A 14,740-nucleotide genomic window follows, 5' to 3' on the forward strand; every position below is an offset into this window, starting at 1 on the left:
ATGGGTCTGGAGTCCGACTACAGCGACGGCGTCCCCCACATCTCCTACTGCCTGACGACGCTCGACGGCACCGTGCTCGCCGAGGACGGCGCCGACACCGCGGTGTACGCGGCCAGCACGATCAAGCTCGCGGTGCTCGTCGCCGTCCTGCGTGCCGTCGACGCCGGACGGCTCACGCTCGATCAGGAGCTCGTCTCCACCCTCCGGTTCCGGTCCGCGGCTGCGTCCGGCGGGTTCTTCGAGTTCGAGCCCGGCGAGATCGACGACGGCATGCCGGCCGCCGGCCGGCCCGTATCGCTGCGGGACGTCCTCGAGCGGATGATCGCCGTCTCCTCGAACGAGGCCACCAACATGGCGGTCGAGCTCGTGGGGCTGTCGGCCGTAGCCGAGGCGCTGGCACTCTGCGGCGCGCCGTCGTCCTTCATGCAGCGGCTCTTCGGCGACCTCGACGGACTCCAGGAGGGACTCACCCAGCAGACGACGGCGCGCGACCTCTGCGCGATCCTGCGCAGCATCGTTACGGGTTCGGTCCTGGCGCCGGCGAGTACGGCGCTGGCGGTCTCCTTCCTCGAGGCGCAGCAGTACGGGATGATCGGGCCGGCGCTGCCGGGCGCTGCGACGTGGGGCTCGAAGTCCGGCTGGGTCACGGCCATCCGCCATGACGTGGCACTGGTGCGGCCCGTGGCGGCGCAGCCGTTCGTGCTTGCGGTCTGCACGCGTGCCTACGGGGAGGACGAGGCCACGGCGGTCATCGCGGCCGTCACGCGGCTCGCCTGGCAGATCGTGGAGGCGGGTGCTCTTCCGGCAGCTGAAGCGACCGACGGCGCGGAGCCCCTGCCGGCGGTCCCGCTGCTGGGCCGATGACCGCTGCCGGCCGTGACACGACCGCCGGCGGTCCGCGCCGCGGAGCATTGGCCGTGAGCTTCGACCTCGACGGGACGCTCGTCATCAGTCCCTTCGCGGGGGTGCTCCGGTCCGTGGCAGCAGAGGTCGCGGCAGAGATCGCAGCAGGGACCACCGACGGAATCATGCCCGGGGCCCGCGACCATGCGGTGGTCCCTCCTGAACCGGCAGGGCGCGGGGAGAGAGACCGCCGACCTGTCACCTCCGCGGAGGTGGCAGCCGCCATCCTCGCGGAGCATGAGCGCCGACTCCTCACCGATCCCTACGCCGCGTACGACTGGGCGTCGATCGTGGCGACGACGGCCGACCGCTTCGGCAGCCGGTGGGCCGGGACGCTGGTGCCCCGGCTGGAGGATGCGCTCACCGATGCCGGCGTCCGCATCCTCCACGACAACACCCTGCCGGGTCTGGACGCACTCAGGGCCGCGGGGTGCCGCCTGGTCCTCCTGACCAACGGGCGCAGCGAGTTCCAGCTGCCGGTCCTGCGCGCGGCAGGCCTCCAGGACGCCTTCGATGCCGTCATCACCTCCGACGCCGTCGGCGCGGCGAAACCGGATCCCGCGATGTTCGAGCGTGCGCTCGGTGAGCGGCGACGCCTGGTCCATGTGGGCGACCGGCTGGATCACGATATCGCCGGTGCCAACGGGGCAGGGGCTCTGAGTATCCTCTTGCGGCCTGATGCGCCGGGGGACGGGATGGTGGCGACCAGCAGCGCGGGTATCCGCCTGACGGACAACAGGGGAGGAGTCGGCCCCGACATCTCCGACTACCTGCTGGCGCGGTACCGCATCGAGGCGCATTCTCCGAGTGAAGCCCTGCCGCCCGCCTCGGTGCCCCACGGCGTCGCGCGGAGCCTCGATGCCGCCGTCGCACTCATCCTCGAGGTGCAGTCTGCAGCCCCGTGACGCCGAGACCGGGCCGGTCCGCGATGCCGATCGTGGAGCGGTCGTAGCGGACCCCGCCGTCCACCGCGGGGTCGCGGGGCCAGAGCCCGCCGTCGAGGTCCTGCGCAGGATCGATAGGCACATTGTCGGCCGGGCCATGCTGGGGGTAGGCCCCGAGCGCGGACGCGAAGGCCGCCGCGGCACCGATGCCCACGGTGCTCTCCATCATGCACCCCACGATGATCCGCAGACCGGCCTCGCGGGCAGCGGCGGCGAGGCCGAGGGCGGGGAGCAGCCCGCCGGTCTTCGCGAGTTTGATGTTCACCATCGGGGCGGCCTCGTGGCGGAGGAGTTGGTGGAGGTCGGCGAGGTTCCAGAGCGACTCGTCGGCCATCACCGGCGTCGAGACGTGCCGGGTGACGTGGGCGAGGGCCACCCAGTCGTGTGCCCGGACGGGCTGCTCCACGAACTCGACGTCCAGGTGCCTGTCCTCCAGGTCCCGGATGAAGCGGACGGCGTCGTCCGCGGAGAAGGCCTGGTTGGCGTCGACCCGCAGGGTGACGTCGGGGCCGACGGCGGCACGGACGGCGGCGATCCCGGCCACCGGGTCCCCTGACCCGTCCACCTTGACCTTGAGGCACCCGAATCCTGCCGCGACGTGGTCCCGGGCGGCCGCTGACAGGGCGGCAGGGGAGCCGACCGAGAGCGTCATGTCGGTCGTCACGGAGAGGGAGGATCCGCCGAGGTAGCGGAGGAGGGACATCCCGGCCTGCTGCGCCGCCAGGTCATGGAGGGCGCAGTCCACGGCCATCCTCGCGGCGGTGTTTCCGGTGGAGGCGGCGACCCGGTGCAGGGCGTCCGTCGGGCTCCCGGAGCGGACGAGGTCCTGCAGGGGTCCGTCGACGGATGCGCAGACGCCGTCGCTGGTGGCCCGGGTGACCCGGCTGATCGGGGCCTCGCCCCAGCCGGACCGGCCGTCGTCGTCGCGCGCCTCGACGAGCACCGACTCCAGGACCGTGGCCCGGCGGACCGCCGTCACGAACGGGCGGACCAGCGGCAGGGTGACCCGGTGGGCCGTGAGCGTGACGCCCGGGGTCATGACGGGAGGGCCGCGCCGGCGCCGTCGAGGGGTGCGTCGGGTCCTGCAGCTCCGGCGCCCGATGGTGCCGCCGTGAGTGCCGCCCGCAGGTTGCCGCGGTGGTGTGCGAGCCGGCCGTCGGCCTCCGGCTTCGTCGCGGACGTGAGCAGCATGAGGATCGCGGTCTTGACCGAGCCCCCGCTGCCGGCGAGGGCGCGGACGGCCTCCTCCGCGCTGCATCCGGTCACGCGCATGACGGTCCGCTGAGACCTCGCCCGCAGCTTCTCGTTCGTGGCGACGAGATCGATCATGATGTTGCCGTAGGTCTTGCCGAGCCTGACCATGCTGAGGGTGCTCAGCATGTTGAGCACCAGCTTCTGCGCGGTCCCGGCCTTCAATCGGGTGGACCCCGCTACGAGTTCGGGCCCGGTCAGCACCTCGATGGCGATCTCCGCACCCGCGGCGAGCGGTGAGTCGGGGTTCGAGGTGATGGCGATGGTCAGTGCTCCGGTTGCGCGGGCGGCGTCCACGGCCCCGCACGCGTAGGGGGTGCGTCCGGACGCCGAGATCCCGACGACGACGTCGAGGTGGCCTGCACCGTGGGCGGCGAGGTCCGCTGCGCCCTGGATGCCGTCGTCCTCGACGTTCTCGATGGCCGTGGTCACGGCGGCCGACCCGCCTGCGATGATGCCGACGACGAGCGAGGGGTCGGTGCCGAAGGTCGGTGGGCACTCGCTGGCGTCGAGGATGCCGAGCCGGCCCGCGGTCCCCGCTCCGACGTAGAGGAGGCGGCCGCCGCGGGCCAGGCGGTCGGCGATGCCGTCCACGGCTGCCGTGATCGCCGGTGCCGCGAGGGCGACGGCCTCGGCCACCCCGGCGTTCTCGGCGTTCATCGCCGCCACGAGATCGGCGGTGGAGCGCAGGTCGAGGTCCGCGTAGCCGGTCGAGACATGCTCCGTGGGAAGGCTGCCCAGCTGCAGCCTGAGGGAGCCGAGGTCCTCCGGCGGGGTGGTCGGCAGGGGACCGGCGTCACGGGAAGCTTGAAGCACGGGTGTGCCTTTCGTTCGACCAATGGAAGGCCCCGAAGAGGTCAGGGCGGCAGAAGGCGCACGTGATCCTCCTCGATGTAAGCACCTTACGACACAATCATTTTGTATGTAAGTGACTTCCGTGAGGGGTTAAGGAGGAGCGCCGCGAGCGCTGCGGCAGCTGGCGCCGAGGCGCCGAAGGTGTGGATGACGCCGAAGGCCGGCGGGTCCACCGGCATCATCCCGGTGTTCACCACGACGACTCCGCCGTCCGCCGCGGCAATGCGCCGGGCGAGGTCCCGTTGCCCCGGTCCGGTCAGGTCGTCACACAGCAGGACGACGACGTCGGCGGCTTCGGCTCGCAGGTCGCTGAGCGCGGCCAGGGCTTGCGATGTGTCGGCAGCCGTCCGCCGTTCCGTGCCGGTGCGGGCGGCGAGGGCGCGCGTGAAGACGTCGGCCAGGGGGCCGGTGGCGAGGCTACCCGCGTGCCGGGCATCGATGACGCCCATGCCGGTCGCGGCGCCGGTCCTCGATCCGTTTCCTGCCTCCCGGGTGGCCACGCCCTTAGCGCCGGTGAACCGGAAGGCGCGGCGCGCTGCATCCGTCCAGAGGGTCCGGTCCGGCGTCGACGGCAAGGTGACGTCCGACGGCGACCCGGCCCATTCCGTGAAGGCCGAGCGGCGTTCGAGGGATTCCTCGAGGCGCGCAGGGGTGAGGGTGCCGTCGTCGAGCGCTGCCAGCAGGGCGGTCTGGACCTCGAGGAACACGTCCTCGTCGGAGCGTTGGGCCTGCCCGGGTCCACGCTGGGCCGGATTGCCTGTGCACAGCAGGTCGGCGCCGGCGAGGACCGCCTGGACGGCTCCGGCGCCCATGCCGATCGTGGACCTGATGGCCGCCATGTCGAGGGCGTCGGTCACGGCGAGCCCGTCGAAGCCGAAGCTGCGGAGCAGGGACCAGGCCGCCGGGTTCAGGGTGGCCGGCAGGGGGCCGAAGCCGGGGGCCACCAGGTGAGCGCTCATCACGGCGCGCACTCCGGCGTCCACCGCAGCCTGAAAGGGCGGCAGGTGGCGGGACTCGAGCTCGGCACGCGACAGATCGAGGACGGGGAGCGAGAGGTGCGAATCCTGCGAGGTGTCGCCGTGCCCAGGGAAGTGCTTCGCGCAGGCTCCCACACCCTGTTCCTGGATGCCCTCGACCATCGCGGCGACGTGGCGTGACACGAGGTCGGTGGAGGCTCCGAAGGACCGCACCCCGATGACGGGATTGCGCGGATTGCTGTTCACATCGGCGACCGGCGCCAGCAGCAGGTCGATGCCGGCGGCCCGGGCCATTGCTCCGAGGGCGCGTCCGGCAGCCCGGGTGACGTGCTCGTCGTCGATGCTGCCCAGCGCCGCTGCATCGGGCAGCGGCGACCCCGTGGTCGCGTGCAGGCGCGTGACGGTGCCACCCTCCTCATCGATGCCGATGATCGCCGACCCGTTCCGCTCCCGGAGCGCAGCCGACAGCCTGCCCGGCTGCTGTGGGTCGTCGGGGTCGAGGTTCGGGGCGAAGTAGACGGCGCCCGCCAGCCCGTCGCGCAGCTCTCGGTCGAGCCAGGCCGGGACCGTTCGTCCGGTGAATCCCGGCCAGATGACGCCGTTGACGAGGCGGAGCAGGGACGGGTCAGGCATGGGGCATCTCAGCGCGGGGAGCGGTCATGCCGCAAGCCTAGGGGCGGTGGGGCTCCCGCCGCGCGTCCTTCGGTCGGCCCGTCATGTTGCCGTGTGGGCGGCGGCAAGGAGCTTGTCGAAGCTGGTGATGCCGTACTCCGGTGGGGTGATGGTGATGACCACGCGCGTGGTGACGACGGCGTCCGGCGCCGTCGACACGATCCGCTGGTCCTTCTTGATGAATTGTGGCGGCTGGGGTGGCGTCTCGCGGAGGGCAGTGAGTTGGAGCCCCGACACTCCGTTGACCAGCAGGGGAATGCGTTGGCCGTGCGTTACGAGGTCCTCGACCTTGGCCAGGGGCAGTTGGTCCTGCGGGTTGCCGGTCAGTTCGAGGATCGTCGTGTTGATGGTCGCGGCAACTCCGCTCAGGAACTTCTGCTGCCTCGACCGTTCGCCGCTGATCGCTAAAGCCGTAAAGAGAACCGAGGTGACGACGGCGAACAGTGACAGCGCATTGAAGCTCCGTAGGGGCGCGATGAAGATCATGAGGATCAGCCCCAGCACATAGCCGATCACGATGAAGCCGACGAACATGTTCGGCACCTGCTTGGCGGCCCTACCATCCCACTCCTTCGACGTGAAAGCGATGATGACCTCCTGGTTCACTTTCGCCGGTGCCATCCTCAATTCGCCTTCACTTCTAGCAGGGCCTCGGCCAGGAGGATCGCCTCACGTGCACTATTAGGGTCTTCCCTTACTCCGGGATCGATATCAGCCGCGACGGATCGTTCGAGGCTTCCGGAGATATCGGTCATCACCTTGCGGAGGTTCTCCCGCTCGCGGGACAGCATCCGGGACGTCTCCAGCTTGAGCCTGCTGCGCGCGAGATCGGTGAGCGACTTCTCGATCTCATCGCTGCGCCGGCGGACGACGGCGACTCGCTTACTGCGCCACTCGGTCCTCGTGCGGAACATCGACTCCATGGTCGCAGCGACGCCTGCCGAGCGGCGAGCTTGGCGGAGGCGGTGTCCAGGCGCTCGATGAACTCCGCATAGTTGTCCATGCAGGTCCTTATGCCGGTGGATCGGGCCGATTGGATCAGTATCAGTGGCGGCTCGGACATTTCACGATCGGTGCGCGACTAACAAGAAATTATCGGTGGCGTGTGGTGTGGGTCATTGGCGCTGGGGAGTGGGTTCGTCGGAGGATTTGTCTGTGGATGGGTTAGAGAATTCGTTGGCGGGGACGGGGTTGACGGAATTGAGCCATACCCAGCCCTCCCGGTGGATCTGGATGAGGGATTCGAGGAACCGGATCTTCACGGCGGTCCTGGTGTAGGAGATGGCGTGGGCCTGGATGCGGAAGGCTTTGGAGGGGTAGCGGATCCACGCGTACACCCGGCGGGGTTCCGGGAAATCGGTGGCAGGAGTGTTGTCGAGGTCGAGGTCGAGGTCGAGGTGGGCCGCGGTGAGCATGATGAGTTCCTCGCGCATCACGAACTCCTCGATCCGCTCATCCATCGCCCGGGCGTAAAAACTTTGGAATCTTCGGCTCTGACCCATCACCTGTTACTCACTCCACCGCCTACGGTATGTACCGGTCCGATACGAACCGCTCACACCCCGGCCGGACCCAATAGAGGCATCGGTCGTGAACTGATCAGGGAGCCGGTGGGAGTGCCCGGCGTTGGCTGGCGTGCTGTCAGAAGCCGTCGACGGTGGTAACGCGGCGCAACCGCCAGTCCGTCGACCGGGGGTCCGCGCTCATCTCGAATTCCAGGACCGGGGACGCCGGCCCGGTCTGGGCCTGGAACCGCCAGAACCGGGTGCCAGCATTGCCACGAGCTTCGTGCAGGGGAGTAGGGGTAGAGGCGGGTCCTGGTTGGTTGCTCGGGCTGGACCAGGAGGCGGGGGCGCCGATGACCTGCCAGAGGCCGCCCCGCCAGCGCAGCGCCAACGGGAGCCCGGAGGGCAGGAACTGGACGGCCGCGGTCTCATTGAGCACCTGCCACGCACCCTGCCCATCCGGCCCATCCTTCGTTCCACCATTGGACCCACTGCCCGTCGTGCCGCCCGCCCTGGCGCCCTGTGCGGGGGTATGTGGGTGCGTGGTGTTCCGTCGGTGGGTGGTCGTGGTTGCCATGGGTGTGTTTCTCCTGATCCGTCCTGCCGTCCCTCGGACAGGTTCCTCAAAATAGAACACAGCTTCGAATATTTAGGAAGCTGAACCCGACAGCCGGGCACGGTTGCTGACACAAGGGGTGTGGGGCATCGACGTGTGGGCGGGTGGAGCCCGTGAGGGTGGAGCTCAAAGCCGTCCACACGTGGGTGCGCCGCACCCCCGCCCCGCGTGTCCTCTGGTTACCCTCGACACCATGAACCGCACGAACAGCACGAGCCAGACAGACCAGAGGGATCAAACAGGCCAGACGGACCAGCTGGACCGGATAGACGAATCGGGATCCGGCGGCCGGGAGGATCCGATGGATGAGCTGGCCGCGTTCATCCTCGCGCGCGTCGCCGACGATCTGCAGGTACTCGCCGGGGCCGGGGTGATGCCGGCCCAGGTGGGGGAGCGGCTGCTGGCCGAGTGTGAGGTCAAACGCCGCCTGATCGGACACGTCCAGAGCGTCGATTGGGGGTATGAGCCGGCCGGGGATGAGGACTGCAGAGGCAAGATCCTCGAGCTGCTTGCCCTACCCTGGGCCCACACCCCGCCTACCACCCGGACTGTGCGACCTGACGCCGATGCAGACCCCCACCCAGGCCCCTGCTGACCCGATGGAGACGCCGTCGGAACGTCGAGACGACCTGACGAAAGCTCCCGCGGGCGTGGATGAGCCGACCCTGTCCGAGGAGGAGGGCCTGTGGGAGGCGTGTGAAAGCCGGCAGGAGTGGCTGCTCATGTACTCCCGCGGCGTGCCCGTGTCGGTGATCGCCGCCTGGTGCCGGGTCGCCGGAAAACGCGTGGCCCGGGCCGTCGACCGGCAAATCGAACGCGACCCGGCATGGTTCGACCGGTGCTGGCTGATCCATGATCAACCCGCGTGGCCGGCGAACAGGAAGCACCGCCGCCGGACCCGGGAGCAGGCGTGGTGGGAGCACTATGCCCGCCTGACAGCCCATGTGCGCGAGCACGGGAGGATCCCGGCGCAGAACGACAGCCAGGACAGTCGCGTGCTGTACCGGTGGGTGGAGAACCAGCGCAGGAACCACGACGCCGGCACCCTCACCCCTGACCGAACTCAAGCCCTCAATGCGCTGGGGGACTGGATCGGCACCCGCAGGGGTAACGCCGACGCGCTGTGGGAGCGGCGCCTCGAAGAAGTCCGGCAATTCTGGGCCGATAGCGGCCGTTTCCCGATCTACGACCGCGACCGGCACCCCGACGAAACAGTCCTCGCCGTATGGTTGGGTCGGCAACGGACCTGGAGACGCAAGGGCCGGCTACGACCCGATCGACTTCAGCAACTCGACCAGGTCCTGCCCGGCTGGCAGGGGACCGGCAGTCGTTGACCAGCTTCGTCAATGAATCGCCCGGTGCTTCGGGCGGTCACTCGGCTCGTTTAGCTAGTACGTCGGGGGCAACGTAAACCATTTTTTCCCGTGATCCGGCTCAGGGTTCTGTGTCGTCTGGAGTTGAAGTCATTCTGCTTTGGAACTGTGTGCGGACGTCTCGTAATCGACGTCCGTCCGCGACGGCCCAAAAGTACCAGCCGTTGGTTGTTTTCTTGCGCAGGTGATGGCCGGCCGGTGACGGGGCGGTGAAACGTCTGCCATCAAGTTCGATCGATCCGTCCGACGTGACCAGCGCTTCGACGCCCTTGAAGTCGCGGTGCGTGGCGATGAGTTTGTCTCCCGGGTTGATGAGACCAGCAGCTATCAGGTGCTTGAGCTGGACCCAATCTTCCGCTTTCGTCTGGGGGTCAACAACCTGTCCTTTGTGTCCCTCGGGTACAGGCCACACCCTGAGAAGTGTTTCGACCAGGACGTCTGTCCGGTGGTCAATGAGCGATTCACCCCACGCCATTCCTTCGGTGTCAGCGACCACACGCCCCGTCAGACTGATCGTGTTGTGCTTGAGCATCGCGTCGCGTTTAGCTGACCACGGGCCGTTCGAGACCTTCGAGTTGAGCGGAGCCGTCAGGAGTGTCAGGTTACCGAGGCGGTGCACATGAGCTTGGCGATCCTGCTGTTCTTCGAGGGTGTCGGCGGGCCAATTATCCTGCCATTTTTGCGGAAGAATGTGCTCAATCGGGAGCCCGGATCGCACGACCTGTGCCTGTCTGGTTTCGGCTCGATAGTTGTTCTCGATGGCTTCCAGGAACATGCGCAGGCGAGGCCGAGGGTAGCGGCGGTAAACGGGTTCATCCTTTAGCGCCATGCTGATCTCATCGTCTCCGGGCCAGTAAGTGCTCGTGACGTTGAGGCGGGCAAGCTGCCCTGTGACGCGCTCGACTAGATCGCCGGCGTTGACGTTTGCGTTGACGAGGATGATCTCGGCGACGATACGGCCGAGATCGGAGCCCGTGAGGCGAAGCAGTTGCCGACGGATGACCCAGCTTTCTGTGACACCAATAACGGCGTCGAGAACGCGCTGTGGAAGGTCCCTGCCGGGTTCGTACAGCCAGATCGTGAGCGGCTTGAGAAGCTCTATGCCGGCGGCGTTCATGCGGTGGAACGCCATCTCGACGGCGCCGAGGTTCCCGTCAGACCTGAGTGAGGTTTCAGTCCATGTTTCATACAGCGCCGCTTGCTGCTTCATCACGGCGAGTAGGTCGACCATTTTGTGTCCGGCAGTGAGCTCGACGTACGACTTGAATCTTGTGAACGTCGACTGCGGGCTGATTTCTTCACCGGTGCGCGAGATCAACCACTGGTTGAAGAACAGTGAGCTTCGGCTTACGAAGTAGCGGCCGACGCTCACTTCCTTCGTCCAGAACTTGGCTTCAAACGGCCAGTCCTCGCGGTAGGCCTTCTTGGTATCTCCGCCCTCGGCTTCTAGCCGCTGGAACACGAAGTTGCGGATCAGATCCGCGGCCGTCAGTGGAGTCCCGCGGGCGTTGAGCGTTTCGAAGATTTCTTGGGAGTTCTCTGAAGCCTTGAGCTCGATGGTCACGAGCTGCAGGTCATCGAGCAGGACGCCGGCGAGTTCTTTGGCCCTCGTCGCGAAGCTGTCCGTATCGGGGTTCCCAAGCCATTGAGTGACAGCTGTCGTGAAGTACTGATGTGCATGAACGATCCGGGATTCATGGTGCCTGAGATCAGAGTGGTCAATCGGGGGCTCAGCAGTCATTACTTCCAGAAACGCGTCGTGATCGTTGTTGAGATGCCGAACCTTGAGCGGGCTCTCATCGTCCTCGACGAAGCTCTCCGCGTTGTGTGTGAGGCCTTCGAGCTGACTGGCGTACCGTGAAAGCCCAGCCTGCGCGAAGATGGCGCACGTAGCGTCGGCGAGCAGTTGCAGCGTGGTTAGGCGCTGCTGGCCGTCGATGACATTCCACGTGGTGAGGCGTGTGCTCTCGGCTTCATGCGCCTGGAGCACGACGGCTCCCAGGAAGTGCTTTGGAGAGAGGTGTGGGTTGCTGATGCGCAGCTCTGCGACCCGCCGGATATCTTTCCATAGCGGCTCCCACTGCTCGTCTTCCTTCCACACGTAGGGTCGCTGGAAAAGTGGAATGACGAAGTGCTGGGGAAGGTTGAACAGCTGCAGCGGCGTCCGCTTGAAAGTCTCCACCAGATAATCCTGCCGCAAGGGTTCGACCTATGGTCTGCCCCTTCGCTCAGAGCGACCGTGTCGGTTGGGCAATCCGACAATCCCGCGATCGAGCCTTGAGGCACTGAGCACCACGCCGAGCACCATTCGGGCGCCCATCACCTCAGAGACCTTCCTGCCATCCAGATTGGAAGCCGAGACGAGCGGCGTATCGAGCGCGCGAAGAGCGAGGACTACGTCGCCTAAGCCAAAGCCCCGCACTCAGCCATGCCCAGCCCCCCGCGGAATCTTGATGACGGGCTCGAAGAACCGGATCTTCACCGCCGTGCGTGTGTACGCGATCGTGTGGGCCTGTACGCGGAACGCTTTTCAGGGTTAGCGGACCCACGCGTACACCCGGCGTGGTTCGGGGAAGTCGGTTGGCCGGCAGTTCTCGACCTCGAGCTCGGCCGCGGTGAGCATGATCAGCTCCTCCCGCATGACGAAACCCGGTGGCGGCTGACCCAGGAGCGAGCCGATCCAGTCAGAGCGTACTTCCGCACCAGGTGCGCGTTCGATCGCGTCGATCAGCCGGTGAGTGATTGCCGCTGAGACACCCACATCCGCGCGACGGGATCCAGGAACTCGGAGTAGCAGGCCCGCATTTCTTTGTCGTCCGGTTGGTCGTCGCCGGTGGAGGAGGCAGTGAATCCGAGCTGGTTGCCGTCATTCTCCTCGATGGGGCCGACGCCCCATCCCTTGTCCTGCACGCAGGAGCGTGTCCGGGCCACGGCGTCGCGGTACTCGGACTCCGTCACAACAAGGTCCTCAAGGGCGTCCTGCTGGTAGGCGCTGGCACTATCCCGCAGCTCGCGCTTCTCCGCCTCAATAAAGGATGGCGGCACTAAGCACCCCGCCAAAACCAGTGATGCCGCTGCTAATGTGCCGATCTTCAAAACGCTCCCCATCCGCTCATCCTGCCGCAGCCCTGCCCCGCCGTCCATGGCTCCTGCGGGTGGCAGGCGGCCGGGTAGCCAGCGGTTTAGTGCTGCCCTGGTTTCCGCTGGCGCTCCAACCAGGGCAGTGGTCCTGCGCTTCGCTCCGGCCTGATGAGGCCCGGGCGCTCCTTCGTCGCACCCGACCCTGGCGTTTTTTGCTGCTGTCCTTGCGGATTGTGCCCCCCCCCCCCCCCCCCCCCCCCCCCCCCCCCCCCCCCCCCCCCCCCCCCCGCTCCGCAGCGTCAATCGGCTACGCCGACGCAAGCCGGCCACAAAACCTCTCCGGCGCTCCTACGTCGCTTATTTCCTTCGAGGTTTCTGTCCGTCTCCGCCCTTCGGGTTGAACACTGCTCCGTCGGGGACGAGCGAGCGAGCTCGCCAGCAGGCAAAAAGCAACGGGGGAAGAGCCGACCACCACCTGCCACCACCACAGGCTCCCACCCCACCTCGTGACCCAAGGAGCAATAACTATGACCACCCCGACGACCGTCCTCGAGCACCTCGACCCGACCCAGCTCACCATCGACGCCAATGTCCGCGCTGACGTCCGACTTGATCCTGAGTTCCTGGCCTCCATCAAGCAGCACGGCGTCCTGCAGCCCGTCGTCGCTCACCGCACCGAGGCCGGCGTGTATGTCCTGTACGGGCAGCGCCGGACGCTAGCCGCTACGTGGCGAAGCGGTTGGCTGCTTCTCAGACCGGCAGAATGAGATTCAGCCCATCACTGCAAACCTGAGTTTGAGCAGCAAATCTGCCCTCAGCATCGGCTGTTCGGGATGAGTCGATAATGGCCGTCAACGGAAGAAGAGCCGCAGCAAGGTTGAGCGGCTTGCAGAGGTCTGTTCTGGCGGCTCCAGGATCGTGCGCGAGGACACCCGCGCTGCTTGCTGGTAGTAGGTGCGGGCAACCTCCAGGTCTTCCGAATGAGCCCTCAGCGCCAACGCGGCCGCGATACCGATGGCGACGCCCATGACGCCGAGATAGCTCCAGAGTTCGGACAGCCCAACATCCCGCGCCGCCACGATGTCACCCCAAGTGCGCACGAGCGCGGGAAGCAAAAGACCCAGTACGGCGGCCATCAAAACGATCAGGGCCTCGGCTGAGTAGCGGAAGGAGCGGGCACGAGCGCCAGACAGGCGCGCGTAGGCAAGGCACCGAACCTTGCTCATTCGATCCCCCTCCAACGGCATCGGGGTGGGCCATCGCCGGGTCTTGAGCGGCCACACCGGGCGTAACGCGAGCAATTCCTCATCTGTGGCTGTGATCTGCGGGCCGCTCACCGCTTCCCACCAGGCCCTGAAAGCCGAGGGGATACCTCGCACCGTATAAACGAATCCAACGAGTCCGAGGAGCCCGGCGATAGTGAACAGGACGATGACGGCGATCTGTAGGCCGCTCACTGTTCATCGTCCTCAGGGAGATGGGGTGGAGGCAGCAGATTCACTGCGGTGGTCTTCTGCATCCCATACACCATGAGGGCGAAGATTAAGCTACTCGCTGCCACGATGAAGGCGATGGCGAAAACGATCCCGGTGGCGTCGACCATCGCAGGATCACCCGAGATCACGATCACGAGTGGGAGACTGCCCGCGACCGTCAACCCCGCGAAAAAGAGTGCCATGAAACAGCGCGCGAGCAATGCGAGGAATAGCCGCGCCCGCGAGGGCAGCGCGACGCCCACCTCTTCATCCTTCGCTCGCATCTATTAGCCTCTCCTCTCGCGGATCGGGGTGAGATCAATAACGACAGTTACGTACTTGTCACCGCGCCGGGTTTGACGCCACACGTGCTCATCCACCCCGATCGCACTCACCCCTCAAATCTGCCAGGGTAATCAATCAGCCGGCACCGACGCTCAAACGACCACACCCTAGTTCGTGAAGAGCCCGTTTGCACACCACTACCACGTCACTGTTTATATATGGGATGCACGCCCTCAACCCAGCCCGGTACCAGCCGGGCGTCCTGTCCAGGAACTTTGTCCGGACTGTTTTCTACGAACCAGTGCCAAGCATGATCGAGCGGAACCCATAGTGCGCGACCGACTACGTTTTGGGAATACCACTGCAGGCGTCGCTCGTACCGGGGATCTTTCGTTGAAGCCTTTGCCCAGCCCCAGTTGGTTAAGTTGGCGAAATCCGCGAAGTCGTCCGAATACTTTTTGAAGGGATTTGGTCCACCGACTTGCGCAGCCTGATGGGTCTTCTCCCCTCGAATGAAGATCAGGCCACCGACCGTCTTCGCATCATTTCTCTCGAGCCAGGCGTCGTGGTTCTTGCCGATCGGCGTTGCTAGCCGGTAGACCTCGAACAAGTCGTACACGGCGTCCAACGCCCAGTGTGCAGCTACCGATACAGCATCGATGTCTTCTGAGTGCCGCAGTTCCCGGACCAGATCAGTGGCCCATTGCAACGACCTGAGTCGAACTCGATAGGTACTACCAAGAATTTCATCCATAGACCGACGCTACTCAGGCAAGTGGCGTTGTGCGCTGGTGAACGAGCTT

Annotated in this window: 17 protein-coding genes and 1 pseudogene; 5 read left to right on the forward strand and 13 right to left on the reverse strand. The window is 66.4% G+C overall.

Annotated features, from left to right (window positions below; all coding sequences use genetic code 11):
* Positions 1 to 864: a serine hydrolase gene (locus MWM45_RS03550; protein ID WP_247828197.1), complete on the forward strand. Its 864-nt coding sequence runs from the start codon at positions 1 to 3 to the stop codon at positions 862 to 864.
* Positions 865 to 917: 53 nt separating this feature from the next.
* Positions 918 to 1,808, forward strand: coding sequence for an HAD family hydrolase (locus tag MWM45_RS03555; RefSeq protein WP_247828199.1), 891 nt, complete (start codon positions 918 to 920; stop codon positions 1,806 to 1,808).
* Here the strand turns inward: MWM45_RS03555 and MWM45_RS03560 are convergent.
* The 7 genes from MWM45_RS03560 to MWM45_RS03590 form a co-directional block, all read right to left on the reverse strand.
* Positions 1,777 to 2,886: a dipeptide epimerase gene (locus MWM45_RS03560; RefSeq protein WP_247828201.1), complete on the reverse strand. Its 1,110-nt coding sequence runs from the start codon at positions 2,884 to 2,886 to the stop codon at positions 1,777 to 1,779. The two genes, MWM45_RS03555 and MWM45_RS03560, sit on opposite strands and share 32 nt — an antisense overlap.
* Entirely contained in the window at positions 2,883 to 3,914 is a 1,032-nt protein-coding gene (murQ, locus tag MWM45_RS03565; protein WP_247828207.1) for an N-acetylmuramic acid 6-phosphate etherase, read from the reverse strand. The genes MWM45_RS03560 and murQ overlap by 4 nt, the downstream gene beginning before the upstream one ends.
* A gap of 86 nt (positions 3,915 to 4,000) precedes the next feature.
* Positions 4,001 to 5,563: a glycoside hydrolase family 3 protein gene (locus tag MWM45_RS03570; RefSeq protein ID WP_247828208.1), complete on the reverse strand. Its 1,563-nt coding sequence runs from the start codon at positions 5,561 to 5,563 to the stop codon at positions 4,001 to 4,003.
* 81 nt (positions 5,564 to 5,644) lie between these two features.
* Positions 5,645 to 6,223 carry a hypothetical protein gene (locus tag MWM45_RS03575; protein WP_247828210.1) on the reverse strand — a complete coding sequence of 193 codons (579 nt, stop codon included), beginning with the start codon at positions 6,221 to 6,223 and terminating at the stop codon, positions 5,645 to 5,647.
* 2 nt (positions 6,224 to 6,225) lie between these two features.
* Positions 6,226 to 6,516 (reverse strand): hypothetical protein, encoded by a 291-nt coding sequence (locus tag MWM45_RS03580; protein ID WP_247828212.1) that lies wholly within the window; start codon positions 6,514 to 6,516, stop codon positions 6,226 to 6,228.
* A 201-nt stretch (positions 6,517 to 6,717) separates the two neighbouring features.
* Complete coding sequence (locus MWM45_RS03585; RefSeq protein WP_247828213.1) at positions 6,718 to 7,062, reverse strand: hypothetical protein; 345 nt, start codon at positions 7,060 to 7,062, stop codon at positions 6,718 to 6,720.
* Positions 7,063 to 7,243: 181 nt separating this feature from the next.
* Entirely contained in the window at positions 7,244 to 7,546 is a 303-nt protein-coding gene (locus MWM45_RS03590) for a hypothetical protein (protein WP_247828215.1), read from the reverse strand.
* 370 nt (positions 7,547 to 7,916) lie between these two features.
* Here MWM45_RS03590 and MWM45_RS03595 point away from each other — a divergent pair, with 370 nt between their 5' ends.
* A complete protein-coding gene (locus MWM45_RS03595; protein WP_247828216.1) occupies positions 7,917 to 8,318 on the forward strand; it encodes a DUF6221 family protein in 402 nt (133 codons plus the stop codon).
* A 55-nt stretch (positions 8,319 to 8,373) separates the two neighbouring features.
* Entirely contained in the window at positions 8,374 to 9,057 is a 684-nt protein-coding gene (locus tag MWM45_RS03600) for a helicase associated domain-containing protein (protein ID WP_247828218.1), read from the forward strand.
* Positions 9,058 to 9,157: 100 nt separating this feature from the next.
* Here MWM45_RS03600 and MWM45_RS03605 read toward each other — a convergent pair whose 3' ends face one another.
* Both MWM45_RS03605 and MWM45_RS03610 read right to left on the reverse strand, forming a co-directional pair.
* A complete protein-coding gene (locus tag MWM45_RS03605; RefSeq protein ID WP_247828220.1) occupies positions 9,158 to 11,278 on the reverse strand; it encodes a GmrSD restriction endonuclease domain-containing protein in 2,121 nt (706 codons plus the stop codon).
* 545 nt (positions 11,279 to 11,823) lie between these two features.
* Complete coding sequence (locus MWM45_RS03610) at positions 11,824 to 12,240, reverse strand: hypothetical protein (RefSeq protein ID WP_247828221.1); 417 nt, start codon at positions 12,238 to 12,240, stop codon at positions 11,824 to 11,826.
* 464 nt (positions 12,241 to 12,704) lie between these two features.
* Here MWM45_RS03610 and MWM45_RS03615 point away from each other — a divergent pair, with 464 nt between their 5' ends.
* Positions 12,705 to 12,944, forward strand: coding sequence for a ParB/Srx family N-terminal domain-containing protein (locus MWM45_RS03615; protein WP_336296691.1), 240 nt, complete (start codon positions 12,705 to 12,707; stop codon positions 12,942 to 12,944).
* Between the two features lie 84 nt (positions 12,945 to 13,028).
* On the opposite strand, the gene MWM45_RS03620 is transcribed toward MWM45_RS03615, so the two are convergent.
* The 4 genes and pseudogenes from MWM45_RS03620 to MWM45_RS03635 form a co-directional block, all read right to left on the reverse strand.
* A complete protein-coding gene (locus tag MWM45_RS03620) occupies positions 13,029 to 13,634 on the reverse strand; it encodes a hypothetical protein (RefSeq protein ID WP_247828222.1) in 606 nt (201 codons plus the stop codon).
* Complete coding sequence (locus MWM45_RS03625; RefSeq protein WP_247828224.1) at positions 13,631 to 13,936, reverse strand: hypothetical protein; 306 nt, start codon at positions 13,934 to 13,936, stop codon at positions 13,631 to 13,633. The genes MWM45_RS03620 and MWM45_RS03625 overlap by 4 nt, the downstream gene beginning before the upstream one ends.
* A gap of 6 nt (positions 13,937 to 13,942) precedes the next feature.
* Positions 13,943 to 14,076: pseudogene (locus tag MWM45_RS03630) on the reverse strand (ISL3 family transposase); the annotation flags it as partial.
* A 66-nt stretch (positions 14,077 to 14,142) separates the two neighbouring features.
* Complete coding sequence (locus MWM45_RS03635; RefSeq protein WP_247828225.1) at positions 14,143 to 14,691, reverse strand: hypothetical protein; 549 nt, start codon at positions 14,689 to 14,691, stop codon at positions 14,143 to 14,145.
* Positions 14,692 to 14,740 lie beyond the last annotated feature (49 nt).

The organism is Arthrobacter antioxidans (assembly GCF_023100725.1).
GTDB classification, from domain to species: domain Bacteria; phylum Actinomycetota; class Actinomycetes; order Actinomycetales; family Micrococcaceae; genus Arthrobacter_D; species Arthrobacter_D antioxidans.

Excerpts from the sequence above, each read along its gene's own strand:
- MWM45_RS03550 (WP_247828197.1), top strand. The coding sequence starts at position 1 with ATGGGTCTGGAGTCCGACTACAGCGACGGCGTCCCCCACATCTCCTAC.
- MWM45_RS03560 (WP_247828201.1), bottom strand. The coding sequence starts at position 2,886 with ATGACCCCGGGCGTCACGCTCACGGCCCACCGGGTCACCCTGCCGCTG.
- MWM45_RS03570 (WP_247828208.1), bottom strand. The coding sequence starts at position 5,563 with ATGCCTGACCCGTCCCTGCTCCGCCTCGTCAACGGCGTCATCTGGCCG.
- MWM45_RS03575 (WP_247828210.1), bottom strand. The coding sequence starts at position 6,223 with ATGGCACCGGCGAAAGTGAACCAGGAGGTCATCATCGCTTTCACGTCG.
- MWM45_RS03580 (WP_247828212.1), bottom strand. The coding sequence starts at position 6,516 with ATGTTCCGCACGAGGACCGAGTGGCGCAGTAAGCGAGTCGCCGTCGTC.
- MWM45_RS03585 (WP_247828213.1), bottom strand. The coding sequence starts at position 7,062 with ATGGATGAGCGGATCGAGGAGTTCGTGATGCGCGAGGAACTCATCATG.
- MWM45_RS03595 (WP_247828216.1), top strand. The coding sequence starts at position 7,917 with ATGAACCGCACGAACAGCACGAGCCAGACAGACCAGAGGGATCAAACA.
- MWM45_RS03610 (WP_247828221.1), bottom strand. The coding sequence starts at position 12,240 with ATGGACGGCGGGGCAGGGCTGCGGCAGGATGAGCGGATGGGGAGCGTT.
- MWM45_RS03615 (WP_336296691.1), top strand. The coding sequence starts at position 12,705 with ATGACCACCCCGACGACCGTCCTCGAGCACCTCGACCCGACCCAGCTC.
- MWM45_RS03625 (WP_247828224.1), bottom strand. The coding sequence starts at position 13,936 with ATGCGAGCGAAGGATGAAGAGGTGGGCGTCGCGCTGCCCTCGCGGGCG.
- MWM45_RS03635 (WP_247828225.1), bottom strand. The coding sequence starts at position 14,691 with ATGGATGAAATTCTTGGTAGTACCTATCGAGTTCGACTCAGGTCGTTG.